Origin of the sequence: Pseudoalteromonas sp. AS84 (assembly GCF_038900255.1) — a bacterium.
Lineage (GTDB): Bacteria > Pseudomonadota > Gammaproteobacteria > Enterobacterales > Alteromonadaceae > Pseudoalteromonas.
The window spans coordinates 461,831-487,219 of record NZ_JBBMQY010000001.1 but is presented as its reverse complement, the minus strand read 5'-3'; the positions used below and the strand labels follow the sequence as shown (position 1 = coordinate 487,219).

Sequence of the window (25,389 nt, the reverse complement as noted above, 5' to 3'; positions counted from 1 at the left end):
GTTTATAAACCAAATTATAAAAGGCAAAGTATTTAGGTACTATACCAATCTGCTTGAATATGGGGTTTATTTAACTCGTTAAATTATTCAAATAGTTATGCAGATTAGTATCAAATGCTTTGCTGTTAACAATAGGAAATACCATGGCAACGAGTCCACACACACAAACATTTAAAGATGTAAACGAAGAGCAACTTCCTGTTGCTAATAATAAGCTTCACGGCTGGAAACATTTTGCAGGGCTATATGCCGGCGAACATGTTGCGGCTACTGAATTTGTTATTGGCGCAACGTTTGTTGCATTAGGCGCTTCAACCATCGACATTCTACTGGGTTTATTAATAGGTAACCTGTTAGCAATGTGTTCTTGGTGGCTAATTACTGCACCCATTGCAGTAGAAACCCGCTTAAGTTTATATAACTACTTAAACAAAATTGCTGGTAACTCTATGACCAAGCTCTATAACTGGGCTAACGTGGTTATTTTTAGTGTTATATCGGCCGCGATGATCACGGTATCCTCCACCGCCGTGCGGTTTTTGTTTGATATACCAGCGCAACTTGATTGGTATCCAAATAGCTTTTGGTTTGTAGCCATTGTTTTAGCTGTTGGCTCTATTGTTGTGTTTGTTGCTATGTATGGCTTTTCTACGGTTGCTGACTTTTCGAAACTGTGTGCGCCGTGGCTATTTGTTATATTTATTGCAGGTTCGTTCGCGTTATTCCCTGAACTTTCAAATCACGTATTAGGTTCTACTTCTTTAACTAGCTTTAGCGACTTTATGACCATAGGCGACTCCTCCATATGGACGGGCACCAATGCCGATGGTGAAAAGGGCATAGGCCTATTAGAAGTGATTGGCTTTGCATGGGCTGCTAACTCAATTACTCACTTTGGTTTAATCGACATGGCTATTTTTAGATTTGCTAAACGCAAAAGCTATGGCTTATTTTCTGGTGTGGGCATGTTTTTTGGTCATTACTTAGCGTGGATCTCTGCCGGTATTATGGGCGCAGGTGTTGCGGTATTACTTAAAACAACTATTTCATCACTTGATCCGGGCGATGTTGCATACCATGCATTAGGTTGGACTGGTTTTGTTATTGTAATTATTGCCGGTTGGACTACAGCTAACGCAAACCTTTACCGCGCAGGCCTTGCAGCGCAATCTATATTTGTTAATCAATCACGTGAACGCACCACCGCTATTGTAGGTGTTGTAACCGTAATTATTGCGTGTTTCCCGTTTGTATTTTCACAAATGCTTCCGCTACTTACCTACGCAGGCTTATTAGTTGTTCCAGTAGGCGGTATTGTATTTGCTGAGCATGTGTTATTTCCTAAAATTGGCTTAACTCGTTACTGGGCTAAATATAAAAATATTACCCGCAGCGTACCGGCTATAGCATCTTGGGCGTTAGCGCTTGTGTTTGGCTTTGGTTTAAACGCTATTGATGTAATGTCGTTTTACTACTTGTTTATTCCTACGTGGATTTTCACAATCGTTATTTACACGCTATTAGCTAAAAAATACGGAGCCGATGAAGATTACACACAAGAGATTGCAGCAGAAGAGCAAGAGCAACGTGATATTAAAGAGTATCAAGCTGCTGAAGCGAAAGACATTCCAAAGCCAGTAATTGATAGCTCTGTATTTACCAAAGTACTTAATGCAGTTTCTACGGTTTCACTGATTATTATTTTTATATTTGCCAGCCAGGTAATGTTTTTCAGTGAAACTATGAGTATGTACAGCGCTAATAAATCGCAGTTCGAAATAGCCTGTTTTATTTGTACTGTTATTTATTTTGTTACTGCGTACTGGTCGTTAAAACGCCATAAAGTACTCAATACAGCATCGTAATTACTTATCGTAATACAGTATCGTAATTTATATTTTATTTTTGTTTAGTAAGGTCACACCATGACGCAACATCAACACACTGACGCTCTAGTTACAGGGCTAAACCAACAAAGCTTGGCTCAACTACCAAGCCATGTTGATACACCAACCTACGACCGTAGCGCAGTTAAAGCCGGTATTGTTCATATTGGCGTGGGCGGTTTTCATCGTGCTCATCAAGCGGTATATGTTAACGAGCTTTTAAAAACCCCAGGCTCTGAGCAATGGGGCATATGTGGTGTTGGTCTTTTAGAGGGTAACCGTGGTCTGCGTGATATTTTAAAGCAGCAAGATTACCTTTATACGCTTACTGTTAGACACCCAGACGGTACAATAGATAACAAAGTAATTGGTTCAATGATCGACTTTTTGTTTGCTCCAGAGGACAAACAAGCGGTAATTAATAAGTTAGCGCACAGCGATACTAAAATTGTGTCGCTTACTATTACCGAAGGCGGCTACAACTTTAACCCTGCAACGGGTGAGTTTGATTACAGTAATCCAGATATTATTAACGACATTAATAACCCGAACGACCCAATTACAGCGTTTGGTTACATTACTGCTGCGTTAAAACTGCGTAAAGAGCAAGGTTTAGGCGCATTTACAGTGCAGTCGTGCGATAACATTCAGCACAACGGTAACGTAACACGCAAAATGCTTTTAGCCTTTGCTACAGAGCAAGACAAAAACCTAAGTGAGTGGATTGAGCAAAACGTATCGTTTCCAAATGCGATGGTTGACCGTATTACACCGGTATCTAAAAAGAGTGATATTGATTACGTGGTTGATGCATATGGTGTTAGCGACGAGTGGCCAATTACCTGTGAGTCGTTTACACAATGGGTAATAGAGGACACATTTAGTGACTCTCGTCCAAATTGGGATGCTGTTGGTGCACAGTTTGTTACTGATGTAACGCCTTATGAAACCATGAAAATACGTTTACTTAATGCAGGGCATTCGGTACTTGGTTTATTAGGTTCAATCCATGGCTACGGCACTATTGACGAAACGGTATCTGATGAATTATTTGCCACATACCTACGTGCTTTTATGGATAAGGAAGTAACGCCAAATCTTGAACCACTTGAAGGCATTGACCTTGAAAGCTACAAAGATACGTTAATAGAGCGTTTTGCTAATCCTAATATTAAAGATAGCCTAGCGCGTATTTGCAGTGAAAGCTCAGCTAAACTGCCTAAGTTTTTAATTGCCACAATTAACGAAAACCTAGTACAAGGTCGAGATGTGTCACTGGCAACGCTTGTTATTGCTACTTGGTGCTTATACAGCGATAAAGGTTTAAGTGAAAACGGCGAAAAGCTTGAAATTCAAGATGCGATGCACAAAGAGCTCAATTCTTACGCGCAAGAGACTCAAACTAGCCCGTCTGCATTTTTAAAGTTAACGAGCTTGTTTGGTAAGCTTGAGCATAACGAAGCATTTACTGCTGAATATAAAAAGTCGATTGCTGCGTTGTATGCACCTAATAGTAAAATTAAAGCCATTATGCAGGCTGTACTTGATCAAAAGAGTAACTAATTATGAGCATTTTAATTAATCATAAATCAAGTGAAACCGTAAGTGTTAGCTGTTTTGGCGAAGTGCTGTGGGATTGTTTTGATTCAGGTAAACGCTTAGGTGGCGCGCCACTTAATATGTGTGTGCGTATTAACTCACTAGGCATTAAAGCCGATATGATCAGCGCTGTTGGTAACGACGAGTTAGGCGCTGAGTTACTAGGCGAAATTACTAGCAAGGGCGTAAGCTGCGAATACATTGCTATTAATAGTGATAAAAAAACTAGCACGGTTGAGGTAACACTCGACAGTGGTGGCTCTGCAAGTTATGAAATAGTGGCAGACACTGCGTGGGATAATATAGCGCTTACCGATGAGCTACTTAGTAAAGTTAAAAGTAGCGATGTATTTGTATTTGGCAGCCTAATTGGGCGAAGCGAAGCGTCTTTAGCAACATTAAATGAACTAGTTGATGTAGCAAACTTTAAAGTATTTGACGTAAATCTACGTGCGCCGCATTACAAGCTAGAAACACTTGTAGATTTAATGAATAAAGCAGACTTTATTAAGTTAAACGATGAAGAGCTATACGAAATAGCAAAAGCGATGGGTTGTAAGTTTCATTCGCTTGAACAAAATTTAGCGTTTATTGCACAGCAAACAAATACCGATTACTTATGTGTAACCAAAGGTAGCCACGGTGCTTTGTTAACAATCAAAGGCGATAATTTTTATAATTCAGGTTATTTAATTAGCGTAATTGATACTGTTGGCGCAGGGGATTCGTTTTTAGGTTCGTTAATATATCAGCTTTGTAGCAACGACGACGCGCAATATGCCGTTGACTTTGCATGTGCTGTTGGCGCTATGGTCGCCGAAAGCTCTGGTGCAACACCTACTTTAACGCATCAACAAATTAGTGAGTTTATGAACCCACTTTAAAAAAACATTGTGTGTGAAAGCGGTTATACGTAAAAGTTTAACCGCTTTTTTTTTGCCTAAAATAAGACGTAGGCGATAAGTGAGTGTTAAGTGTGCATGTTGCGTAAATAGTGACTTATATCGATTATTGTATTAGCTAAACGTCTTATTGTTAGGGTTATGACGCTTTGATAATATCGTCGATTATTCACGGATTGAACAGGCGGGGCGACACACATGCGCTCTATAACACACATACAAAAAGAGAAACGTGCTTTATGATCATCTTTTTTATCTGCCTTACCATTTTAATACTGGGCTATAAGTTTTATAGCCCATTTGTTGAAAAGCAAGCAGGCTTGGATTCAACCGTTGATACACCACAAAAACGCTTTAGCGAAGGTGTTGATTACGTAGCTATTCATCCTGTAAGAGCATTTTTAATTCAGTTTTTAAACATAGCAGGCGTAGGTCCAATATTTGGCCCAATTTTAGGTGCTTTATACGGACCTGTTGCATTGGTATGGATTGTACTTGGTAATGTTTTAGGTGGTGCTGTACACGACTTCTTCTCAGGTGTAATGAGTATAAAAGAAGATGGTAAAAGCCTGCCAGAAATCGCAGGCCATTATTACAATGTGGTATTTAAAGGCTTTATGCTTATATTTACTGCCATGCTACTGTTTTTTGTAGGTGTAGTATTTATTATGAGCCCTGCAGGTTTGTTAAGTAACCTTGATTTTTTTGAAGGTACAATACTGGCAAATAACACCTTTTGGGTACTTGCTATTTTAGCGTATTACTTTTTAGCTACCTTGCTACCAATTGATAAAATAATAACAAAGTTTTACCCAATTTTTGGTGCGCTAATGATTGTAATGACAGTGGCAATTGCTATTTCATTACTTATTAATGCGCCGCACTTGCCTGTTCCAAGTGACTTTTTAGCTTACTTTGAAGCTGACCACGCACATGACTTTTTAGAACCAAACCCAGATGGGTTACCAACGTGGCCATTGCTATTTATAACAATTACCTGTGGTGCTATTAGTGGTTTCCACTCTACTCAAGCGCCAATTATTGCGCGCTGTTTAACTAACGAAAAATACGTACGCCCAGTTTATTACGGCGCTATGATGTGTGAAGGTATTGTTGGTTGTGTATGGGCACTTGCAGGTATTGCAGCGTTCCCAGATGGTTACGCTGGCTTAAAAGCATTGCTTGATCAAGGTGGTCCAGGTTTAGTTGTAAACCATGTAGCTAACAGTTACTTAGGTGTATTTGGCGGTATAATGGCAATTATTGCAGTAGCCGTTTTCCCGATTACTTCTGGCGATACAGCGTTCCGCTCACTACGTTTAACCGTTGTTGATGCGTTTAATATTCCGCAAAGTTTACGTAACCGCTTATTGGTAGCGGTACCTATACTTGCTATTGCATACTTTATGACGAAACTCGATTTCTCGTTAATTTGGCGCTACTTTGCATTTTCAAACATGCTGCTTTCTACAAGCGTATTATGGCTTGCCACTAAGTACTTGTTTGACCGTGGAGCATTCCACTGGATTGCGAGTGTTCCTGCTGTTATAGCAACAGCGGTAACGGTTTCTTATATTGGCACTGCAGCAATTGGTCTTAACTTATCAAGCGATTTAGGTAAACCTATTGGCGCTGTAGTGACAGTGATTGGCTTAATTGTTTTAGCAATTGTGCACTCTAAGCATAAAGTTAAACCAACAGCGGTTTAATAATAATCACATAAGTTATTTCAAGCATTAAAAAAGCGAGCTATTCATAATGAATAGCTCGCTTTTTTTTGTGCACTAAATTTAGGTATTACTGAGTTGCAAGTTCAAAGTAACTGTTATCGTCGAGCGTTTTGCTTATCATCATAGCGCCCTCAAGCAAGCTCACTGTTTGAATAGCCGCTTTAGTAGGGTTAAGCTCACCATTAGCTAGGTGCGCAGCGCTAAGCCATGTTAGGTTTTGATTAAAAAAGCGTTTTACTTCAAGGCGTACTTTATCTGGAAGGCTATCGCTTTCGGCTCCTAGTAACCCACATAAACACATTTTTCGGTCGGTAACTAAAGCACTTCTAAAAAGCTGAGTGTACACATCAATAGGATTTTTACCGCTGGCTTTAAGCTCGCTTGGCTCGCCTAACGCAGCTAAAAAAGAATTTGTATATTGATGAGCAAGCTCTGCACCTAAATCGGCCTTAGTCGGAAAGTGATAGTGCACACTGGCGCTTTTAATTCCAACTTCGCTGGCAAGCTCTCTAAAACTAAAATTGCTGTACCCGCCAAGGCGTACCTTGTTTTCAGCTGCTTTTAATAAAGCTTCTTTTTTACTCATTTTTAATATTTCCTATCCGTAGCAATACCAATTTTATTAAAACATGATCATTCTATCGCATTAAATAACTTACTAACTGCGTTAAAAATTACTCATATAGAACAACTATATGTCATAATTTTCGCCTTGTTATTGCGCTATTTTCTTAGCGTAATAATAGGTCACCTATTTAATGCAATTGGTATAGTAAAATTATCGACCAGTAGGTAGTTATTTACAAGCGATTTTATTTTTAAGCAACCCCCTAATTTTACAATGAATTAAGTTAAATCCTATACATCAGAAAAATTTAAACGTTGACTTAAATTTAGTTTAATATTATAAATTACCTATCGGTAGGTAGGTTTCTGCCACTAATTCACTTTTAAACAATAAAGATAGAGATTGCTATGAAAATTTATGATGTAGAAAACTTTCCAAACCCACTTCGTGTTCGTATCGCTTTAGCTGAAAAAAATGCCACTTCAAATGTTGAGTTTGTACCTGTTGATTTATTAAATGGTGAGCACAGAACAGAAGCCTTCTTAGCTAAGAATCCACTAGCAGGTGTGCCCGTATTAGAGCTAGATGACGGCACGTTTATATCAGAAAGTACCGCTATTACTGAGTATATTGATACCGCATTTGAAGGCCCGTCATTAATGGGTGAAACCGCAAAAGAGCGAGCAGTAATTAACATGATGCAAAAGCGTGCAGAGTCTATGGTGCTTGACGCTGTGGCAACTTACTTTCATCATGCAACTGATGGCTTAGGTCCAGAGCTTGAAAGGTATCAAAATGTGGCTTGGGGTGAAAAACAAGGTGAAAAAGCACGCCAAGGGTTTAGCTATTTTAATGATGTACTAGCGCAGTCGGCGTTTGTTGCTGGTGAGCAGTTTAGTATTGCTGATATTACATTGTATGCTGGGCTGGTATTTGCTGGATTTGCACAAATAGCAATCCCGAATGAGTTAACTCATTTATTAGCATGGCAAGAAAAAGTAGCAAAACGCCCAAGTGTTGCGGCGTAATTAGTTTAAAGTTTAAGTGGAGTTACGGTTAGGAGCCAAATATGAAAATTGCTGCCGATTTTAGTAAACGAGTTGTTGTACACAGCGAAACGCTCCCGTGGGTTGCATCGCCAATGGCGGGCGTTGATAGACGAGCACTGGACCGTGTGGGCGACGAAGTTGCTCGCGCCACGACCATTGTTCGTTATGCACCAGGCAGTGAATTTTCGCCGCATGTACACACCGGCGGTGAGGAGTTTGTTGTACTTGAAGGGGTATTTCAAGACGAGCACGGTGACTTTGTGGCAGGTTCTTATATCCGTAATCCACCGCAATCAAAGCACAAACCGGGGTCTGAAAATGGCTGCGTTATATTTGTAAAGTTATGGCAGTTTCAGCCTGATGATAGAACCCACGTGCGTTTACAAACGGACTTGATGCAAAGTACGGCGCACCCTAGTTTTAAAAATGTAGCTGTAACCCCTTTGTACAAAGACGACTTTGAAGACGTAAGCTTGTTGCACTTTAAGGCCAACGCCAGCATGGTTATAAACGCAAAAGGTGGAGCAGAACTGCTAGTACTTGAAGGTTCATTTGATGAGCAAGCCGACACCCTTGTCAAACATAGTTGGTTAAGAGTGCCTATTAATAGCACTGTGAATGTTAAAGCGGGAAGTAATGGTGCAAAAGTATGGCTTAAAACGGGCCATTTAACTGATGTAGAAAACCAGATATCTCGCGTACAAAATGCGTAAATCAGTCGTTTATTTGAGATTATTTATTGATTTAGTTCAGGACTAATTAATTTTAGAAGGTGTACTTTTACCGCTCAGCCTATTTAAGGAGAGCATTAATGGTACACACAACACATGGTTTATCGATTGGTCTTGAACGTGCAGGAAGAGAGTTTTTTTTAAAACTTAAAGCCGTTGGTACGCTTACTCACGACGACTACAAAATAATTACCCCAATGATAAATTCAGCTCTTGGCGAAGTTAAGCATCCAGTCGTGAACGCCTTAATAGATGGTAGCGAACTTGAAGGTTGGGAACTACGCGCAGCGTGGGATGACTTAAAGTTAGGTGTTAAGCACTCTAAAGAATTTAAAAAAGTAGCTATTTACGGTAATAAAGAGTGGCAAGCTCGAATGGCAAAAATAGGTAACTGGTTTATATCGGGTGAGGTTCAATACTTTGAAAATGCTACCGCAGCCATAGATTGGCTAGACGAATAACCTGGTTTAAAAACTTAAATTAAAGCACTCTTATAGAGTGCTTTTTTGCCCTATGGGTAACGTTATTAAGTAGTTACATTCGCTTTATTTCAATTGTTAATACTGCTCTATTAAAATACACTCATTATTATTGAGCAAATTACATATTATAAAAACAATGAAACAAGTACTTATCTTTATTACATTCCTGATATTTTCTACATCAATACATGCAAAAGATAACAACATATTCACGCCGGTTAGCGATCTTTTTTTAGCTGTTTCTAACGTTGATCACTCGCAAATGCGTGCAGCCGTTGATGATTCATTTCTACTTTTAGAACACGGTGAAGTGTGGACTATTAATGACTTTATAAATGTAGTTAAGTCTTCTGACTTTATAAGAACTAATTATTTTAGTGTTATAAATTCGCGTGTAGTGGGTGATGTTGCATTTATTAATTACTGGAATAAAGCCAATATTAAAAACACTCAAAGAAGTATTGATATTTATTGGTTAGAAAGCGTTGTTGTATCAAAAGTGGGCGATAAATGGTTGTTATCGCAAATGCACTCTACTCGGTTACCCCAAGATGAAATACCTAAAGGTGTCACCTTTATAAAGCAATAGATCTAACTCTAATTTAAAGCCCTGTAATATGGGGCTTTAATCGTTTAAATTACATCAGCCAGTACAGGTAATGCCGGAAATGCCCCTTTAGCTAAACACGCTTTAGAGCCACATTTAAGAGCAAAGTGCAGGGCGTCTTTTACGCTCGCTTTATCATTTAGTTTATCTGCTAGTGGTAAATCACTTCCCAAGTTATTTAAGTAGTATAAAACCCCCGCTATAAATGCATCGCCCGCGCTTGTTGTATCTACGGCGTTTATTTTTGGTGCCGATTCGTTAAGTGTAAATGCGCTGTGGTAAACCTTGGCAGGCTCTGGCCCATCAGTTAAAAACACCAGTTTTACTCCGGTATTTAATAGCGCTTGAATGTAATCATCGCTCGTTGTATCGCTATGCTGAGCTAAAAAATTAAGCTCATCACGCGAGAGTTTTACTATGTCACAATAGGTGTAACAAGCTTTTACATTGCTTGCTATATCACTTGTGTTTTCCCACAAGCTGTAGCGTAAATTTACATCAAAACTGACGAGCTTATTATTCGCTTTTGCAAGTTCTAGCGCTTTAACCGTTGTGTTAGCAATTGCTGATTCGGTTAATGTGTTTGAACAAAAGTGTAGTGTGCTTATTTCTTGCCAATTTATATGCGCTAAATGCGCCTGCGTTAATAGTACATCGGCTGTGTTATGGCGATAAAAGCCAAAACTACGCTCGCCGGTTTCATCAAGGCTTACTATAACCATGGCAGTTTGTGAGCCTGCAATGGTAAATAAATAGTCTGTATTTACATTGTATTGCGCTAATGCATTACTTAATTGATTGGCAAAATGATCGTCCCCTTTACCACCACAAAATGCAGCCTCTGCGCCGAGTTTTGCGTAGCCTACAGCTACATTGGCAGGCGCGCCACCTGGTATAGGTAAATAGGCAGAGTTATCAGCATCTTGTGGCAGCATATCAATTAATAGCTCGCCTAAGCACAGAAGTTTGGTCATTTGGAATATCCTAAAAAGCCTAGCAAAGCTAGGCTAAAAAACGTGAAGGGTGTTATTTATCCATACTTTAAAAGGCGCTACAGTGATTACTCACCGCAGCGCAATACACACATTTAGTTAAAAGCGTATTTTAAAGTTACCGACGTTGTGCGGCCGTTAATAGCGCGGGCACGAATAATGTTGTTTTCAGGTACTGAGCCTTCTTCTGCTTCTGTAATACCTACTGTATCAAATAGGTTGTTCACATTAAGCGCAATATTAAGGTTTTCAGATAAATCATAGCTTACAAAGCCATTTACCTGTGTGTAGCCGTCAAATTGCAAGTCGTTATTATCTTGAGCGTATGCATCGGTAGTACCAATGAAACTTACCCCTGCAGCGCCTTTTTCATAGTTATAACGTGCCATTAATGAATAAATTAAATCGGCTTGACGACGTGGCGTATTACCTACCACATCTGGGTTAAGCGCATCTTTTGCTATTTCTGCATCGGTCCAGGTTAAATTACCGCGAAAATCCCATGCATCAATAAAGTAAGTAGATTCTATTTCAATCCCTTTTGCTTCGTATTCACGGTCAAAAAACGTTTGTGATGTTGCTTCAAAATTTTGCTCTTCAGTTTCGGCAAAAAACGCAGTAGCAAACACTGATAATGAATCAAAGCGCTTTTTAACACCAAACTCAAACTGGTTTACTTCATCAACAGCGTCTTCTTTTGCAACAGAGCCGTCGGCGCGTACTTTACCAAATAAAAGACGGTCAGCATTTGCACGCCCACCTTTACTAATACGTGCAAACGTAGCAAGGCTTGGGTTAATTTGGTAATTAGCACCAATTGAATAAGAAGAATAGTTCCAGTCGTAATTTACTGGGCTAGCGTTAGCAATATCAATACCTGCAACGTTTTGCTCAGGAATTGATATTTCACCGTCGCGGTTCATATCTACTGTTGAAGTCGCTGCACCTGCGTATGTTCCGCGAGCTTCGCCACTATCATAGCGAGCACTTGCATCAATGCTTACGTCGCCTAATTTAGTAGAAAATGCAACGTATGGTGCACGAGTATCGTACTCTGTATCGTAATCACGTTGGCAACAGTTACCAAATGCACTGTAAGCGTATAAACCGTTTTCAGATAACTCAGTGCCATCGGCACCTGTTACATTTAATAATGCAGCATTGTCACCCTTGAGCTCCATTACGTAAGAGTTCCATAACCACGACATCGCAATGTTTTGCGTAGATGCATAGTAACCAAATGTTAGGCTAGTATCATCGTCGAACGATTTAGTTAATTTAAAGTCATTAACTATAGAACCAAAGTCATTCATTGTGACATCGAATGTCACTATCTTCATTGCTAAACCATCGTTAAACGCTTCACCGGTGTTCGCGTTGCTCAAGGTTGCACCTACGCCACCAATGCTTTCTGCAATTGATGTTGCACTACCTACTTGTTCTGTGAAAGGTGAATTAAAGTTGCCGCTTATTGATGATTTACGAAAGCGGTTTTCGATACGCCAATCGTTATCTAAATCAAATACAGCTTCAAAACCAACGGAGTCAACCTTTGGATTCATACCATCGCGGATATCGCCGCTACTGATTTGGTTTTCACCATTTAAGCGTACTGTTTTAGTAAATAACGCTGAGTGAGGTGTGTCTGATTGTGCATCAAAGCCAGCAATAGAGTCACCATTTGAGTACATTGGCATAGGAAGGTAGCCAACACTCTTATCGTCTAAGTGTTTGTAATAAAGGCGCACGTAACCGTTGTCGAAATCTTTAGTAAGGTTAGCTTTTATTTGGCCACCTTTATTAGACGTGTAACCTGTTTCGCGTGGGCCTTCGCCTTGTCGAACAAAGCCACCAACATGAAAACGCACGCTATCGGTTAAGTAAGTGCCGTATTCAAAGTCTGTACGAACGCTGTCGTAATCTAAGCCAAGTGTTGTAGATACACTGCCAGATTCGTTTTCGCCATTTTTAGAGATAAAGTTAATAATGCCACCAGGTGCATTACTTGCTGCAGTAGATGCTGAACCACCACGAATCGATTCGATAGTTTGCACAGTGTTATCTAATCGCATAAAAATATCTGAATTACCAAAAGCGATATCACCGTATTGCAGTACAGGTAAACCATCTTCTTGTAATTGTAAAAATTTTGCACCGCCTGAAGCAACTGGCAGGCCACGAACAGCAATATTTGCATTGCCTTCGCCACCTGTAGATTCTGCACGAATACCAGGGATGATTCTAAAAGCCTCGGCTGTTGAGCGAGGAGTAGACACTTGAACTTGTTCAAGTGACACGCTACTAACTGATACGCTTGAAGCCATTATTGTTGTTCGACGTGGTACGCCGGTTACAACAATTGTTTCAAGACCTTTGTTTTGTGATGCTTCAGGTTTTGCTTGGTCTGTTTCTTGTGCGTTAACGCCTTGACTTACGGCAAGTGCTAAAGCGCTAATTAAATATAAAGGTGTATTGTGTGTTGTCATGTGAACGCCTCGTTGTGTTGATCCCAATAGGATTTGTTATTTTTACTTAATCGATTAAGTAAAAATAACAAATATTTTACAATAAGCAAATCATTTTGTGTTTAATTTGCTCTTTTATTATTCATATGTTGATTTTAAAAGTGTTTTTTATTGTATTGAGATACAAGTTTATTAAGCTGTTGGGTTACTTTCTTGTAAAGCACTCATTGATGGGTCGCGTAAATAATTGAACAACATAGCTACAAATAAAATCACGGCAAACCCTGTTGCTAAGTAAAAGCCATAGCGCACATGGCCAAAGTAATCACTGATCATACCCATAAATAAAGGAGCTAAAGCAGCTGATAATGCGGTGAAAAATAATATAACGCCGGCTACGGCTCCATGGCGCTCTGCAGGAAAACACGATATACCTTTAGAGTTTAAAGTTGGATAAACCATAGACATAAATAAACCTGAAAGAGGTAGTAACCCTACAGCCCAATCAACACCCCCAATAAGTGTACCCACATAACAAAGCGCAATACCTAAGCTTAAATAAGCCATAACACCTTGCCAGCTATAGCGATTTAGTAACCATACGGCAATAAAACGACCTGCAGCACGTAGTATAAAAAATATAGTAAGTGCATAAGTGGCAAGGAGCGGCCAAGAGCCTGTGTAGTCCTTTAATAGCGTCGGCATCCATACATAAATAGCCACTTCAGTCGCTACATAAAGTGCAATAGCTAAAGAAAAGCCAAGTGCATAAGGGTTTTTTACCATTTTTAGGGTGGTTGCCAAAGAGGCTGGCTTTTCAGTTGTTTTAACCACGTCAGGGTAGTCTGCGCGCCATGCTAATAAAGCAAGTATTAAACACATTACGCCCGCAATAATATACAGGTATGTCCAACTTACGTTTTGCACTAATAAAACACCAACTAGGGCAGGGCCTACAATAGCGCCAATACCAAAAAAGCCCTCAACCTTGTTCATGGTTTTAGTATGGTCGTCGTTACTATGTGAAATATCGCCAAGCAACGCCAGTGCGCCGGTTTTAAATAAACCAATGGCCAAGCCTATGCAGCAAAGCAATACTAAAAAGAAGGTAAAACTGGTGCTAAATGCAAATAAAAAACAACTCGCAGAAAATATTAATAAACCTAGCATAATGGTTTTTTTACGACCAAGGCTGTCAGCTAAAAAGCCTAAAAATAATCCACTAAAGGCTATTAGTGCCATGGGAGCGTAATGAAATGCACTAGCTTGAGTCATGCTCAAACCGAAATCCTTTATAAGTTCGGGGATTATCATGCCGACTGCGTCAGAGGTCATGGCAAACATAAAAAACATCATGTATGTAAGCCAGCGTATTTGTTGCAGTGGGTCGCTGCTTACGTGTGTGTGTGATTTTGTCATGTGTTTATTCCTCGTTAAATTCTCTATTAACACTTCGTAAGTCAGTCAGTTGCTTACTGTAGTATTACGTTAGCCACGAAATTTGTATGTAAAATTATTAAAAATTACTTGTAAATTCTTACTCGCTAGTTAAAGATATATCTTAATCGATTAAGTTTCAACATGGTAATCACACAATGATGAAGAATAAAGTTCAATTGATCACATATGCTGATCGAATCACTGGCCAAAATATAGGCGCGCTAACTACACTTTTAAACGGCCCTTTAAAAGGCGTATTTGGTGGTGTGCACTTATTGCCATTTTACAATCCTATTGATGGCAGCGATGCTGGCTTTGACCCTATTGATCATAGTGAAGTTGATTCTAGAATAGGCACTTGGGAAGACATACAACTATTAGGTAAAGATCTCGATTTAATGGCAGACCTAATTGTTAACCATGTATCGGCGCAGTCTTTTCAGTTTCAAGATTTACTAGCAAAGGGTAAGCAATCAGAATTTTGGGATTTGTTTTTAACCAAAGATGATGTATTTCCAAATGGTATGAGTGAAGCTGAGCAAAAAGCAATTTACCGCCCACGTCCTGGTAGTTGCTTTACCCCTATGAAATGTGGTGATGGTAAAACGTATGACTTTTGGACCACTTTTACCGATAACCAAATTGACATAAACGTAAAAGTAGAAGCCGGTGTTGCGTATTTAAATAATGTACTTACTAAATTTTCGGATAACAATGTAAATATTATTCGTTTAGATGCAGCGGGTTACGCCATTAAGCAAGCTGGCACTAACTGCTTTATGCTTGATGAAACGTTTGGCTACCTAGATAACTTATCTAAGCAAGCAAACGATTTAGGCATGGAAACCATTGCAGAAATTCATAGCCATTATCAAACTCAGGTAGAAGTGGCAAAACGCGTAAATATGGTTTACGACTTTGCGTTACCACCGCTTATTTTACACAGCTTATTTAACAACGATGTAGATGCACTGCTCAAATGGTTACAAATTTCGCCACGTAATTGCTTAACTGTACTTGATACACACGACGGTATTGGCATTATTGACGCAGGTCCAATGGGCGACAAACCAGGGCTATTAAATGCACAGCAGATTGATAACCTCGTAGAAACAATGCACGCCAACAGCAACAACCAAAGCCGCCAAGCTACGGGCGCTGCGGCGAGTAATGTCGACTTATATCAAGTTAACTGTACGTACTACAACGCATTAGGCGCGAAAGACTTTGATTACTTACTGTCGCGTGCAATTCAATTTTTTGCTCCAGGTGTACCACAAGTATATTACGGCGGCTTATTTGCTTGCGAAAACGACATGGAGCTATTAGCTAATACAAATGTAGGCCGTGATATTAACCGCCCATATTTAGATGCAAATATAATCGACAAAGCCTTAAATAAGCCTGTAGTAAAAGGTTTAATTGAATTAATTAAAATTCGCAATTCACACCCCGCGTTTGCAGGTGAATTTAGTGCCCAAGGTGAAGGCAGTATGTGTTGTTTATCGTGGCAACTAGATGAGCAAACTATTTCACTCACTGTTGATTTTAAATTGCGCCATGCACTTATTACGCAAGTAAACGGAGATGAAGAAACAACGATTAACTTAAATTCATTTTTAGCTTAATGTTATAAAAGTAATTTACAAACGCCATGTAAAACAAAAGCCAAGCTACTTAAACTTGGCTTTTTAACACATAAAACGATTACAAGGCTTGTAAGCTAACTACTCGCACCAATCTCTAATTCGTAACTGACTTCCTGAGTTTTTTCTTCTTTAGAAATAAATAATTCGGCGGCTATAACGCCTTTTTCTTGGCTGTTTTGATGAATAGTGGTGAGGCGAGGTACAAACCGGGCTGCTTCATCAATACCATCAAAGCCCACAATACGCAGTTCTTCACCTATTCTTATGCCTTGTTTTATTGCTTCTCGCATTGTGGCAAGGGCAATTAAATCACTCATACAAATTATAACGTTAGGACGCGGTGATGCACTAAGTACTTCTTTTGCAGCAATATTGGCAAAACGTTCGCTACTTTCAGGAATGTTCCAAATGCGATCGTCAGCCACCGTAATATTTGCCTCGCTTAAAGCGCGTTGATACCCGCGTAAACGTTGATGCGAAATAGATTGTCCGGTTTCAAATTCGTGATGCTCATACACCCGGCATAATACGTTTTCATCAAGTAATCTAAGCCCTAATATAGCCACTTTATCGTTTTGATTATGCAGTACGTGTTTAGCTATTTCGTAACTTGCTTGCTCGTTATTAATATTTACAGAGGCATTGCGAGCAATATCAAAATCAATTGTCACTACATGTTTAGACACTGTTTTTAACTGCTCTACTAACGCGTTATTACGAGGGCGGCCATAACAAATAAAGCCATCGACAAAGTCGACCACGTTATTAAGGTTATCGCTATTACCTGAAAACAATAAAACATTAATGCCATTTTTTTCTAGCACTGAGGTCACACCGCGCATAAAGCTACTAGCTACAGGGTCCGACACCATATACTCCACACTATCGGGCAGCACTAAAGCGACAATATTAAATGTGCCATTACGCAATGATTGCGCGGCCTTATTAGGCCCGTAATAGCCCAAAGTTTTACACGCTGCGAGAATATCGTCTCGGCGTTTAGCCGATAGCTGATCAGGGCGATTAAACGCATTAGATACTGTCGCGTTAGACACACCTAACTCTTTAGCAATACTTTTAAGGGTCCAGCGGGTTTGCTTACTCATACCAATTCTTTACTCAATACTCATGTTAATAAACTAACATATTCAGGGCGTTAGCAAAGTAAAAAAATAAGATTTTAGAGCTAATGTCGGCACTCTTTGGGCGCAATGCCAAAGGTTTGTTTAAATAGGCGACTAAAGTGGCTCGCGCTATTAAATCCAACATCAAAGCAAACTTTGCTAATTGCATGGCCTTGTAGTAATTGAGTACGCGCTTTTTTAAGTCTTAATTGTTGCTGCCAAAGGGCTGGGCTAGTGCCAAATGCGAGTTTAAATTGCTGATAAAACTTACTTCGGCTCATACAGGCTATTTTGCATAAGGTATTTATGTCGAGCGTTTCACTTAAGTGTTCTTCAATATAAAGCAGGGCATCGCTGACTTTTGTTTTAAGGCGTGGCTTATCGCAGCTAGCCAGCAATAGCTCGCGGCTTTGTTGTTGTAATAAACGGGTGATCAATTCGTTCAACGACAAATCAATCAAGTAATGTCGCTGTGCGCCTTGCTCACTAAATAAATGCACCATGCGCTCTAATAATTGCTGCGTTTGAATATTATGTTGGGTATGCACTAACTGAGGTACATATTCAAATAAGCCATCGTGTGCAAAATTTTGCTGCATGTTTAGTGCATTCGCCACGCTAGTTATTTTATCTGTGCTAATTTCAATGGCTAAACAGGTGGTTGGGGCGTGCATTGATGCTTGTGGAAAATCAATTAAAACACCTTGCTCTGGCGCTAATACAAACGACTCGTGTGGTAAAAATGCTTTATGGTATTGACTGCTTTCTACGTGCATTACCTTTTTGCCGCTAAGCATGGCACAAAACAGCAGCTCGTTTGAGTGCAGTGCTACCTTTTGCGCGCTTTGATACGTGTCGTAAATACTCAACTCACTGCTATCTGCAGCGAATGTGACTTTATTTTCTATTAATACATCAAGTTGTTGGCGTTTTTTGTTTAACTGAGATGTGTGCATATCAATCCTTTAGGTTTTTATTAGTTTGGACTCACAGACAACTTTTGTGGACAGCTAATCAAGTTTTTAGGTACTTGTTAGGCTAATGTCAATCAACATTGATTAAATATAAAGCATTTTGTTTTATATAAATGTTCGACCTTTAGCTAACAACAATAAAGAGATCACACACATGATATATGCAAATCCAGGTAGCGACGGCGCACTCGTAAACTTTAAACAACAATACGGAAACTACATTGGCGGAGAGTGGGTAAAGCCTGTAAATGGCCAATACTTTGATAATATAAGCCCAGTAAACGGTAAGGTATTTTGCCAAATACCGCGTTCAGACAAAGACGATATAGAGCTGGCTCTCGACAAAGCGCATGCAGTGCGAGAGCAATGGGGCACAACGTCGGTGACCGACCGAAGTAACATACTGCTAAAAATAGCCGACCGAATTGAGCAAAACCTAGAGTTACTAGCTGTTGCCGAAACATGGGATAACGGTAAAGCAATTCGTGAAACACTCGCTGCTGATATTCCGCTAGCGGCAGATCACTTTCGCTACTTTGCAGGGTGCCTACGATCGCAAGACGGCACTATAGGTGAAATAGACGCAACCACCGTTGCGTATCATTTTCATGAGCCACTAGGGGTTGTTGGGCAAATTATTCCGTGGAACTTCCCTATTTTAATGGCCGCCTGGAAACTAGCGCCAGCACTTGCTGCAGGTAACTGTGTAATTTTAAAACCGGCTGAGCAAACACCAGCTTCTATTTTAGTTTTAATGGAGATAATTGGCGATTTACTCCCTGCAGGCGTATTAAATATAGTAAACGGCTTTGGTAAAGAAGCAGGTGAAGCACTGGCAACAAGCAAGCGTATCGCTAAAATTGCATTTACAGGTTCAACGCCTGTGGGCTCACATATTTTGAAATGCGCTGCTGAAAATATTATTCCTTCAACGGTCGAGCTCGGTGGTAAATCACCTAATATATTTTTTAATGATGTAATGGAAAAAGACGATGCGTTTTTATCCAAAGCTATTGAAGGCGCCGTGCTTGCTTACTTCAATCAAGGCGAGGTGTGTACGTGCCCATCAAGGCTGTTTATTCAAGAAGACATTTACGAGCAGTTTATTGAGCGAATACTCGAACGTACCTTAAAAATTAAACGCGGAAACCCGCTAGACAGCGAAACTATGGTTGGCGCACAAGCTTCAAAAGCGCAATTTGATAAAATACTGAGCTACATTGAAATAGGCAAAAAAGAAGGCGCTGAAGTACTCACTGGCGGTAATGTAGAGCAGCTAAGTGATGACTTAAACGGTGGTTACTACATACAACCTACGTTATTAAAGGGCACAAACGATATGCGTGTGTTCCAAGAAGAGATTTTTGGCCCTGTTATTTCAATGTCGACCTTTAAAGATGAAGCCGAAGCCCTCGAGCTTGCCAATAGCTCTGAGTTTGGTTTAGGTGCCGGTGTGTGGAGCAGAAACATGAATCGTGCTTATCGTATGGGTCGCAAAATAGAAGCAGGGCGAGTGTGGACTAACTGTTATCACATGTACCCAGCACACGCTGCGTTTGGTGGTTATAAAAAATCAGGAATAGGGCGCGAAACGCACAAACTGGCACTGGAGCACTACCAACAAACTAAAAACCTATTAGTGAGCTACAGCGAAGATCCGCTCGGCTTCTTTTAAATAAAGAGCCTAAGCTTTAAATAAACAACCATTAAGTAATAATGCCAGCGCTACCTATTTGTAGCGCTTTTTTTATAGGCAATCAACCGTTGGTAATGGCCATATAGTCCAACATTTTAGCGTTGCAAAAAATAACATTATAATGACGGTGTTTACGAGTCCTACTTAAAAAACGCTAATTTAGCGAGTATAGAGTGGTGTAAATATAAGGAGCCTTTAAATAATATTTTTATCCTTCCTCAGTAGAGTAAATTTCTATTTGTAGATCATTACCAGAATAAAGTGCCGCAATGCATCTAATCCACTAAATATGGACTTTTTCAAGCTTATTCATTATCAAAATAATTAGGTTAGCTTTTCTAATGCTTGTATTAACTGCTTAGCCCACTATATTTACTTCTTGTTTACAGTTGTTTTTTAGTTGTAAGCAAATAACCTGAAAGTTTTTATAAGAACGATAGGTCTATTAAATTGATAAAACGGCGATATTGCTTATCTCCATTGTGCTTGTTTATCAAAATATGAGTGTTTTTATACCAATTCGCTTAATTAAGTGATTTATTTTGAGTATGGAAAAACGTGTTGATAGCTAGGCAAAAAATTCGCTATTTAGTTGTTCTAAATGAGAATTTTTTAACGCAGGTAGCGACACGTTTAGCCCCGCAAAATGATTAAGTATTATTGCGGATTGGTATTATTAACAATCATTGATAAAACAAGAAAAATTTTTTAATCCGGAGCATAAAAATGAAAAAAGTAAATTTAACTAAGGCTTTATTAATCGGCGCATCAGCAGCAGTTTTAAGCGCAGGCGCAGTAGCTGGCCCTAACAGTCAATTAACTGTTGCAGAAGGTGCTTCAGCAAAAGTACAAGAGCAATTTAAAGGCTGGGTAGCCGGTGATAAAGTTCGCGGTCGTAAAGATAAATGTTTTGGTATTGCTTTAGCGGGTGAAAATGATTGTAAAGCAGGTGCAGGAACAAGTTGTGAAGGCACTTCAACTACAGACTTCCAAGCTAATGCATGGACATATGCACCGAAAGGTGTATGTGAATCAATTGTAACTCCTAATGGTAAAGGTTCGCTTGAAGGTTAATAAAGCAGGTTTTCCCCAGTACATTGTTGCTGGGGAGCAATTAGGCGCGGGTCTCAGTTTAAAACCAGAACATCTCAACGACATTTTAGCTTTACCCGTAGAGCTGCCATCTACAAATAATAATCTTTGGTTTGAAGTGCATACAGAAAATTATTTTGTGGCAGGTGGTCCTCGGTTAAATTATTTGAGAGCTGTACGTGAAAACTTTGATATTAGTTTTCATGGTGTTGGCGGCTCATTAGGTTCTGATCATAAAGCTATGCTTGCTCATACTAAACGAGTGAAAGCGCTAATTGATGAATTTCAGCCAGTGCTGGTATCTGAACACGCTGTATGGTCTAAGTCAGATGGCAAATATTTTGCAGACTTAATGCCGTTACCTCGCACCCAAGATGCACTTGCGTCTTTAATTAATGGTATTGACTGTTACCAGACGGGCATAGGTCGGTCAATATTAGTTGAAAATCCAAGTAACTATTTAGATTTTATAAGTGATATGGATGAACCTCAATTTTTAGTTGAGGCAGCGAAGCGTACTGGATGCGGCTTACTTATCGATATTAATAACTTATACATAAGTAGTAAAAACACGGGTATTGATGCGCTTGATTATTTAAAGCAGATCCCTGCTGAGCTTGTTGGAGAAATTCATATTGCAGGGCACGATCCTGATCCAGCTCTTGGTCAGTCACTATTGATAGACAGCCATGCAGCACCAGTGGCAACGCCTGTTTGGGATTTGTTAGAACAAGCAATTGGGATATTTGGTCCGCGACCAGTACTTGTTGAGCGAGATGCGAATATTCCATCGTTTGAAGAGCTTATGATCGAGCGTGAAACTGCGCAAAGCTATTTGAATCAAAGTGAGCTACAAAGTCGCTTAAATATATCTCATAAAGAAGTGGTTCGCTGATGAGTACCAACCAATATATTGATGCTTTTACTCGCTATTTGCGAACGGGCGATCCAAGTGCAATGGAGCATTTTTGCGAAAACTCATCGCATATTAAAAGGTTAGCTGTGTATCGTAACGGGTTTTATAAAGGCTGTGTTGATGCATTAATAGCTAACTTTCCTATGTGTGAAAAAAAAGTAGGTAGTGAGAACTTTCGTAAAATGGCACGACTTTATGTTGACCGTTTTCCGCCAGAGCAGGGCACTTTGGTGGGATACGGACTAAGCTTTCCTGGCTTTGTAGCCGATTTGATTAAAGATGGTGAGCTTGAAAATAAACATATTTTAGAAGTTACTGAAAATCAGCAAAGCACATCAAATCTATACATGAACTTAGTTGATATTGCGCATTTAGATTACGCGTGGTTAATGAGTTTGATGAGCGCTGATTCAACGGAAACTTTAACTATAGAATATGTTACTCAATTAATGGAACAAGGTACTGAGCTTACTGAACTCAATGTAAAGCTCAATCCCAGCGTACTATTACTTAGTGTGAGTGAAAGCGCTTTTTTAGAATGGATTTCGCTAAAAACAAATAATAATGATGTCGTTGTAACTAAATCCTCTGCTGAGGATTTTATTATGTTATGGCGTTTGCAAGGTGCGGTGCAAGCCCGCTCTCTTTCTATCGCAGAAGTTGCACTTATGCAGGCTCTACAGGGTACAGGTAGGTCTTTAGGTGAAGCTTTTGATGCAGCAATAACGGTAGATGAACACTTTGAGGTGAGTGATGCTTTTACAGCATGCTTACAAAATGAATTATTAGAAATCCAAATCAATTAGTACACATTACAAGAGTAGGAATAAATATGGGCATGATAAAAAAAATACAACAACTGTACGTGCAAATGGGAGAACAGTTATCGCGGTTCTTGGAACCTATAGTACTGTTTTTTCTTCGTTTTATGGTTGCTAAAGTATTCCTCGACTCGGGATTGAGCAAATGGGATGGTTTTTTACAATTTAATGTTGATAAATACGACCTATTTAAATATGAATTTTTCTGTCCTGATCCAGTTAGAGAAGGTGCTTTGCAGCTTTGTAATCCTCAAACCTTAGATTATGTTGATGGCTCATTTCTTGTAAAAGTAATTGAAACGCTTGCTGTGGTTGCTGGTGTTGTTGAAGTGTTACTCCCAATATTACTGATTATCGGTTTGTTTTCTCGCTTTGCGGCGTTAGGCCTTATTGGTATGACAATGTTTATTCAGCTTGCAGTTTTTCCTACACTCGATCATTGGATTAATCCTGCATCGTGGTGGGCTGTTTCATTATTAGTGATATTTGCTCGTGGACCTGGCTTTTTATCTATTGATAAGTTGCTTGGATTAGACGCAAAACGTGCAAGTGCTAAGTAAGCTTTTATATATTAAACGTTAAACGTAACCGGCACGCTAATATCACTTAGGTGCCGGTTATTATTTAGATTAAAGTTAAAAATACACTTATACAAATTAACTCAATAAATTGTGCTGATTTAATATAGCTAACCCCAACCCTGATATTTTCTAATAAAAATACCAAGCCATGCCTAATAGGATTTCCCAATGGAAATAGGATTACTCATTCTTCTTTTCTCAGTTAGTGCTTACGCTATGCTAGCTAAAAAGCTGTCCACAACCATTATTACCGCACCAATGGTATTTTTGGGTATTGGTTTTGCGGTTTCTCAACTTGGGTTTATTAGTATTGGAGACGCACATGAAACCGTATATTTAATAGCAGAAATATCGCTAGTTGTATTATTGTTTTTAGATGCTTCACAAATAAACCTACGAAGATTAAAAAGGCAAAATACGTGGCCTCTAAGAATGCTATTGATAGGTTTGCCGTTGAGTATTTTGATTGGTACAGGCTTTGCTTATTTATTCTTCCCACAGTGGCCTTGGGCAATGCTAGCCCTAGTTGCGGCAATTTTAGCACCTACTGATGCAGCTTTAGGTCAAGCGGTTGTTAGTAATGAGAGCGTACCTTTAAACGAGCGACAAAGTCTATCTGTTGAAAGTGGTTTAAATGACGGGCTAGCATTACCTGTCATATTATTTTTTGCCAGCATAGTTGCTATGGAAACCGGCTCTCAAGAAAATGAAATGTCATGGTTAGTGTTTGGATTTAGCCAAATATTTATAGGTATTTTGGTTGGCGCATTAATGGGATACTCGAGCGGACGTTTATTTTTATACTCTGAGTCAAAAAAAATATCATCGACTATATATGAAGGGATTGGCGTTTTAGCACTTACCGGTACATCATATTTAATGGCTACTTTAATGGGTGGAAATGGATTTATATCAGCGTTTGTTGCAGGTTTAGCTTTTGGTAATAGTGTAAAAGGGCATTGCCGATTTATATACCAATTTACTGAAAGCGAAGGGCAAATGTTAATATGGTCTTCGTTTGTTATTATTGGGCTTGGTTTACTGCCTTCAGCTATTGAGCATTTAACCTTCCCCGTTGCTGGTTATATTCTGGTGAGTATTTTTATAGTGCGCCCTCTTGCTATTTACCTATCGTTAATTGGTACAAAAGCAAAGACATTAACAAAAGTGTTTATGGGTTTCTTTGGACCTCGAGGTCTTGCAACAGCACTTTTTGCACTTATTATTTCTAAAGATATTTTAGGCGAATACGGCCACTCAATACTTATAGTTGCGATTAATGCAGTGTGGATGAGCACGTTAATACACGGTATTGCTGCAGCACCTATGGCTAATTGGTATGGCGCTAAAATTAAAGTGCTAAAAATTAAATCAAGAGAGCTCGCTAGGTTAAAAAACAGAAAGTAGCAATTGAACCAAAATAGGAACTCAGCTATGGTTTGTGCACAAATAGAATGAATTTAACGCGGGTGTTTTTGTAAACTCGGTTATGGCACGGAGAGCTTATGAATTTCCCAGAGCTAGAAACAGCACGTCTGATACTTACTAGCTTATCAGCAAGCGATAGTGAAGTACTTCTAAATATCTATTCAGATGCAGAAGTTGTTAAATTTTACGATATAGAGGCTTATAAGTCAGAAGCTCAATCAGCTAAATTAATTGATTTTTTCAATGCTCGCTTCACTGAGAATATTGGTATTCGATGGGCTATTCGTCTAAAGACTACAGGTAAGTTAATTGGCACTTGCGGCTTTAATACATGGAACCAAAAGATGAAAAATGCCAGCATAGGGTACGAAATAGCTTCTGAGTATTGGGGGTGTGGGTTTGCCTCTGAAGCATTACATGAGGTTATTAATGCTGCATTCTCAAATCAACTTCTATTCGGTGAACTATACCGAATTCAAGGAGATACTATGATTGGCAATCTTGCCTCAGAGTCGGTCTTGAAAAAGCTAGGCTTCAAAGAAGAAGGTATTCGCCGTGCAAGTGGTTACTGGAAAAATGAGTTTCATGACTTGAGGTGCTATGGGTTATTAAAGCCTGAATTTAAACAATAATTACAAAGTATAAAAGTTACTCCTA

General features: G+C 39.3%; 22 protein-coding genes. 16 read left to right on the top strand and 6 right to left on the bottom strand.

Translation table 11 applies throughout. The features are described 5' to 3' along the window. The first annotated feature begins 143 nt into the window (after window positions 1–143). The 4 genes from WNY79_RS02055 (at window position 144) to WNY79_RS02040 (ending at window position 6,096) form a co-directional block, all read left to right on the top strand. Window positions 144–1,865 (top strand): membrane protein, encoded by a 1,722-nt coding sequence (locus WNY79_RS02055; protein WP_024597785.1) that lies wholly within the window; start codon window positions 144–146, stop codon window positions 1,863–1,865. Window positions 1,866–1,925: 60 nt separating this feature from the next. Then, entirely contained in the window at window positions 1,926–3,449 is a 1,524-nt protein-coding gene (locus WNY79_RS02050) for a mannitol dehydrogenase family protein (RefSeq protein WP_342874966.1), read from the top strand. A gap of 2 nt (window positions 3,450–3,451) precedes the next feature. After that, window positions 3,452–4,369, top strand: a complete 918-nt coding sequence (locus tag WNY79_RS02045; protein WP_342874965.1) for a carbohydrate kinase — start codon at window positions 3,452–3,454, stop codon at window positions 4,367–4,369. 257 nt (window positions 4,370–4,626) lie between these two features. After that, window positions 4,627–6,096, top strand: coding sequence for a carbon starvation CstA family protein (locus WNY79_RS02040; RefSeq protein ID WP_024597782.1), 1,470 nt, complete (start codon window positions 4,627–4,629; stop codon window positions 6,094–6,096). Window positions 6,097–6,184: 88 nt separating this feature from the next. Here WNY79_RS02040 and WNY79_RS02035 read toward each other — a convergent pair whose 3' ends face one another. Continuing rightward, on the bottom strand, window positions 6,185–6,703 hold the full coding sequence (locus WNY79_RS02035) for a TetR/AcrR family transcriptional regulator (RefSeq protein ID WP_024597781.1): 519 nt from the start codon (window positions 6,701–6,703) through the stop codon (window positions 6,185–6,187). A gap of 389 nt (window positions 6,704–7,092) precedes the next feature. On the opposite strand from WNY79_RS02035, the gene WNY79_RS02030 reads away from it, so the two are divergent. The 4 genes from WNY79_RS02030 to WNY79_RS02015 all read left to right on the top strand — a co-directional run bounded on the left by WNY79_RS02030 (window position 7,093) and on the right by WNY79_RS02015 (window position 9,536). Next, the gene (locus tag WNY79_RS02030) at window positions 7,093–7,713 is read left to right on the top strand and encodes a glutathione S-transferase (RefSeq protein ID WP_342874964.1); all 621 of its coding nucleotides are present in this window, start codon (window positions 7,093–7,095) and stop codon (window positions 7,711–7,713) included. A 41-nt stretch (window positions 7,714–7,754) separates the two neighbouring features. After that, on the top strand, window positions 7,755–8,447 hold the full coding sequence (locus WNY79_RS02025) for a cupin domain-containing protein (protein ID WP_342874963.1): 693 nt from the start codon (window positions 7,755–7,757) through the stop codon (window positions 8,445–8,447). A 98-nt stretch (window positions 8,448–8,545) separates the two neighbouring features. Then, a complete protein-coding gene (locus WNY79_RS02020; protein WP_002960091.1) occupies window positions 8,546–8,926 on the top strand; it encodes an STAS/SEC14 domain-containing protein in 381 nt (126 codons plus the stop codon). A gap of 157 nt (window positions 8,927–9,083) precedes the next feature. Then, window positions 9,084–9,536: a nuclear transport factor 2 family protein gene (locus WNY79_RS02015; protein WP_342874962.1), complete on the top strand. Its 453-nt coding sequence runs from the start codon at window positions 9,084–9,086 to the stop codon at window positions 9,534–9,536. A 44-nt stretch (window positions 9,537–9,580) separates the two neighbouring features. Here WNY79_RS02015 and WNY79_RS02010 read toward each other — a convergent pair whose 3' ends face one another. The 3 genes from WNY79_RS02010 to WNY79_RS02000 form a co-directional block, all read right to left on the bottom strand. Next, the gene (locus WNY79_RS02010; RefSeq protein ID WP_342874961.1) at window positions 9,581–10,528 is read right to left on the bottom strand and encodes a carbohydrate kinase; all 948 of its coding nucleotides are present in this window, start codon (window positions 10,526–10,528) and stop codon (window positions 9,581–9,583) included. Window positions 10,529–10,641: 113 nt separating this feature from the next. Continuing rightward, window positions 10,642–13,032 carry a TonB-dependent receptor gene (locus WNY79_RS02005; protein ID WP_342874960.1) on the bottom strand — a complete coding sequence of 797 codons (2,391 nt, stop codon included), beginning with the start codon at window positions 13,030–13,032 and terminating at the stop codon, window positions 10,642–10,644. Window positions 13,033–13,203: 171 nt separating this feature from the next. Beyond that, window positions 13,204–14,430, bottom strand: a complete 1,227-nt coding sequence (locus tag WNY79_RS02000; RefSeq protein ID WP_076924261.1) for an MFS transporter — start codon at window positions 14,428–14,430, stop codon at window positions 13,204–13,206. A 176-nt stretch (window positions 14,431–14,606) separates the two neighbouring features. Here WNY79_RS02000 and gtfA point away from each other — a divergent pair, with 176 nt between their 5' ends. Next, window positions 14,607–16,079, top strand: coding sequence for a sucrose phosphorylase (gene gtfA / locus WNY79_RS01995; protein ID WP_342874959.1), 1,473 nt, complete (start codon window positions 14,607–14,609; stop codon window positions 16,077–16,079). A 95-nt stretch (window positions 16,080–16,174) separates the two neighbouring features. Here gtfA and WNY79_RS01990 read toward each other — a convergent pair whose 3' ends face one another. Both WNY79_RS01990 and WNY79_RS01985 read right to left on the bottom strand, forming a co-directional pair. Next, window positions 16,175–17,206: a LacI family DNA-binding transcriptional regulator gene (locus WNY79_RS01990; protein WP_342874958.1), complete on the bottom strand. Its 1,032-nt coding sequence runs from the start codon at window positions 17,204–17,206 to the stop codon at window positions 16,175–16,177. A gap of 80 nt (window positions 17,207–17,286) precedes the next feature. Further along, on the bottom strand, window positions 17,287–18,180 hold the full coding sequence (locus WNY79_RS01985) for an AraC family transcriptional regulator (protein WP_024607712.1): 894 nt from the start codon (window positions 18,178–18,180) through the stop codon (window positions 17,287–17,289). 172 nt (window positions 18,181–18,352) lie between these two features. Here WNY79_RS01985 and WNY79_RS01980 point away from each other — a divergent pair, with 172 nt between their 5' ends. The 7 genes from WNY79_RS01980 to WNY79_RS01950 all read left to right on the top strand — a co-directional run bounded on the left by WNY79_RS01980 (window position 18,353) and on the right by WNY79_RS01950 (window position 25,364). Continuing rightward, window positions 18,353–19,873 (top strand): aldehyde dehydrogenase family protein, encoded by a 1,521-nt coding sequence (locus WNY79_RS01980; RefSeq protein WP_007584266.1) that lies wholly within the window; start codon window positions 18,353–18,355, stop codon window positions 19,871–19,873. 747 nt (window positions 19,874–20,620) lie between these two features. Then, window positions 20,621–20,968 (top strand): DUF2282 domain-containing protein, encoded by a 348-nt coding sequence (locus WNY79_RS01975; RefSeq protein ID WP_076924258.1) that lies wholly within the window; start codon window positions 20,621–20,623, stop codon window positions 20,966–20,968. Next, a complete protein-coding gene (locus WNY79_RS01970) occupies window positions 20,958–21,881 on the top strand; it encodes a DUF692 domain-containing protein (protein ID WP_342874957.1) in 924 nt (307 codons plus the stop codon). The genes WNY79_RS01975 and WNY79_RS01970 overlap by 11 nt, the downstream gene beginning before the upstream one ends. After that, on the top strand, window positions 21,881–22,708 hold the full coding sequence (locus tag WNY79_RS01965; protein ID WP_342874956.1) for a DNA-binding domain-containing protein: 828 nt from the start codon (window positions 21,881–21,883) through the stop codon (window positions 22,706–22,708). Before WNY79_RS01970 ends, WNY79_RS01965 begins: the two co-directional genes overlap by 1 nt. 32 nt (window positions 22,709–22,740) lie before the next feature. Further along, window positions 22,741–23,283, top strand: coding sequence for a DoxX family protein (locus WNY79_RS01960; protein ID WP_342874955.1), 543 nt, complete (start codon window positions 22,741–22,743; stop codon window positions 23,281–23,283). A 189-nt stretch (window positions 23,284–23,472) separates the two neighbouring features. Next, on the top strand, window positions 23,473–24,711 hold the full coding sequence (locus WNY79_RS01955) for a sodium:proton antiporter (RefSeq protein WP_342874954.1): 1,239 nt from the start codon (window positions 23,473–23,475) through the stop codon (window positions 24,709–24,711). A 98-nt stretch (window positions 24,712–24,809) separates the two neighbouring features. After that, on the top strand, window positions 24,810–25,364 hold the full coding sequence (locus WNY79_RS01950) for a GNAT family protein (protein ID WP_342874953.1): 555 nt from the start codon (window positions 24,810–24,812) through the stop codon (window positions 25,362–25,364). Window positions 25,365–25,389: the final 25 nt, after the last annotated feature.

Bases quoted from the DNA above. Each gene is read 5' to 3' on its own strand.
- WNY79_RS02000 (WP_076924261.1), bottom strand. From the start codon at position 14,430: ATGACAAAATCACACACACACGTAAGCAGCGACCCACTGCAACAAATA.
- gtfA (WP_342874959.1), top strand. From the start codon at position 14,607: ATGATGAAGAATAAAGTTCAATTGATCACATATGCTGATCGAATCACT.
- WNY79_RS02040 (WP_024597782.1), top strand. From the start codon at position 4,627: ATGATCATCTTTTTTATCTGCCTTACCATTTTAATACTGGGCTATAAG.
- WNY79_RS02045 (WP_342874965.1), top strand. From the start codon at position 3,452: ATGAGCATTTTAATTAATCATAAATCAAGTGAAACCGTAAGTGTTAGC.
- WNY79_RS01980 (WP_007584266.1), top strand. From the start codon at position 18,353: ATGATATATGCAAATCCAGGTAGCGACGGCGCACTCGTAAACTTTAAA.
- WNY79_RS02025 (WP_342874963.1), top strand. From the start codon at position 7,755: ATGAAAATTGCTGCCGATTTTAGTAAACGAGTTGTTGTACACAGCGAA.
- WNY79_RS01985 (WP_024607712.1), bottom strand. From the start codon at position 18,180: ATGCACACATCTCAGTTAAACAAAAAACGCCAACAACTTGATGTATTA.
- WNY79_RS01990 (WP_342874958.1), bottom strand. From the start codon at position 17,206: ATGAGTAAGCAAACCCGCTGGACCCTTAAAAGTATTGCTAAAGAGTTA.
- WNY79_RS01975 (WP_076924258.1), top strand. From the start codon at position 20,621: ATGAAAAAAGTAAATTTAACTAAGGCTTTATTAATCGGCGCATCAGCA.
- WNY79_RS02015 (WP_342874962.1), top strand. From the start codon at position 9,084: ATGAAACAAGTACTTATCTTTATTACATTCCTGATATTTTCTACATCA.
- WNY79_RS02020 (WP_002960091.1), top strand. From the start codon at position 8,546: ATGGTACACACAACACATGGTTTATCGATTGGTCTTGAACGTGCAGGA.
- WNY79_RS02050 (WP_342874966.1), top strand. From the start codon at position 1,926: ATGACGCAACATCAACACACTGACGCTCTAGTTACAGGGCTAAACCAA.
- WNY79_RS02030 (WP_342874964.1), top strand. From the start codon at position 7,093: ATGAAAATTTATGATGTAGAAAACTTTCCAAACCCACTTCGTGTTCGT.
- WNY79_RS02035 (WP_024597781.1), bottom strand. From the start codon at position 6,703: ATGAGTAAAAAAGAAGCTTTATTAAAAGCAGCTGAAAACAAGGTACGC.
- WNY79_RS02010 (WP_342874961.1), bottom strand. From the start codon at position 10,528: ATGACCAAACTTCTGTGCTTAGGCGAGCTATTAATTGATATGCTGCCA.
- WNY79_RS02005 (WP_342874960.1), bottom strand. From the start codon at position 13,032: ATGACAACACACAATACACCTTTATATTTAATTAGCGCTTTAGCACTT.
- WNY79_RS01960 (WP_342874955.1), top strand. From the start codon at position 22,741: ATGATAAAAAAAATACAACAACTGTACGTGCAAATGGGAGAACAGTTA.
- WNY79_RS02055 (WP_024597785.1), top strand. From the start codon at position 144: ATGGCAACGAGTCCACACACACAAACATTTAAAGATGTAAACGAAGAG.
- WNY79_RS01955 (WP_342874954.1), top strand. From the start codon at position 23,473: ATGGAAATAGGATTACTCATTCTTCTTTTCTCAGTTAGTGCTTACGCT.
- WNY79_RS01965 (WP_342874956.1), top strand. From the start codon at position 21,881: ATGAGTACCAACCAATATATTGATGCTTTTACTCGCTATTTGCGAACG.
- WNY79_RS01950 (WP_342874953.1), top strand. From the start codon at position 24,810: ATGAATTTCCCAGAGCTAGAAACAGCACGTCTGATACTTACTAGCTTA.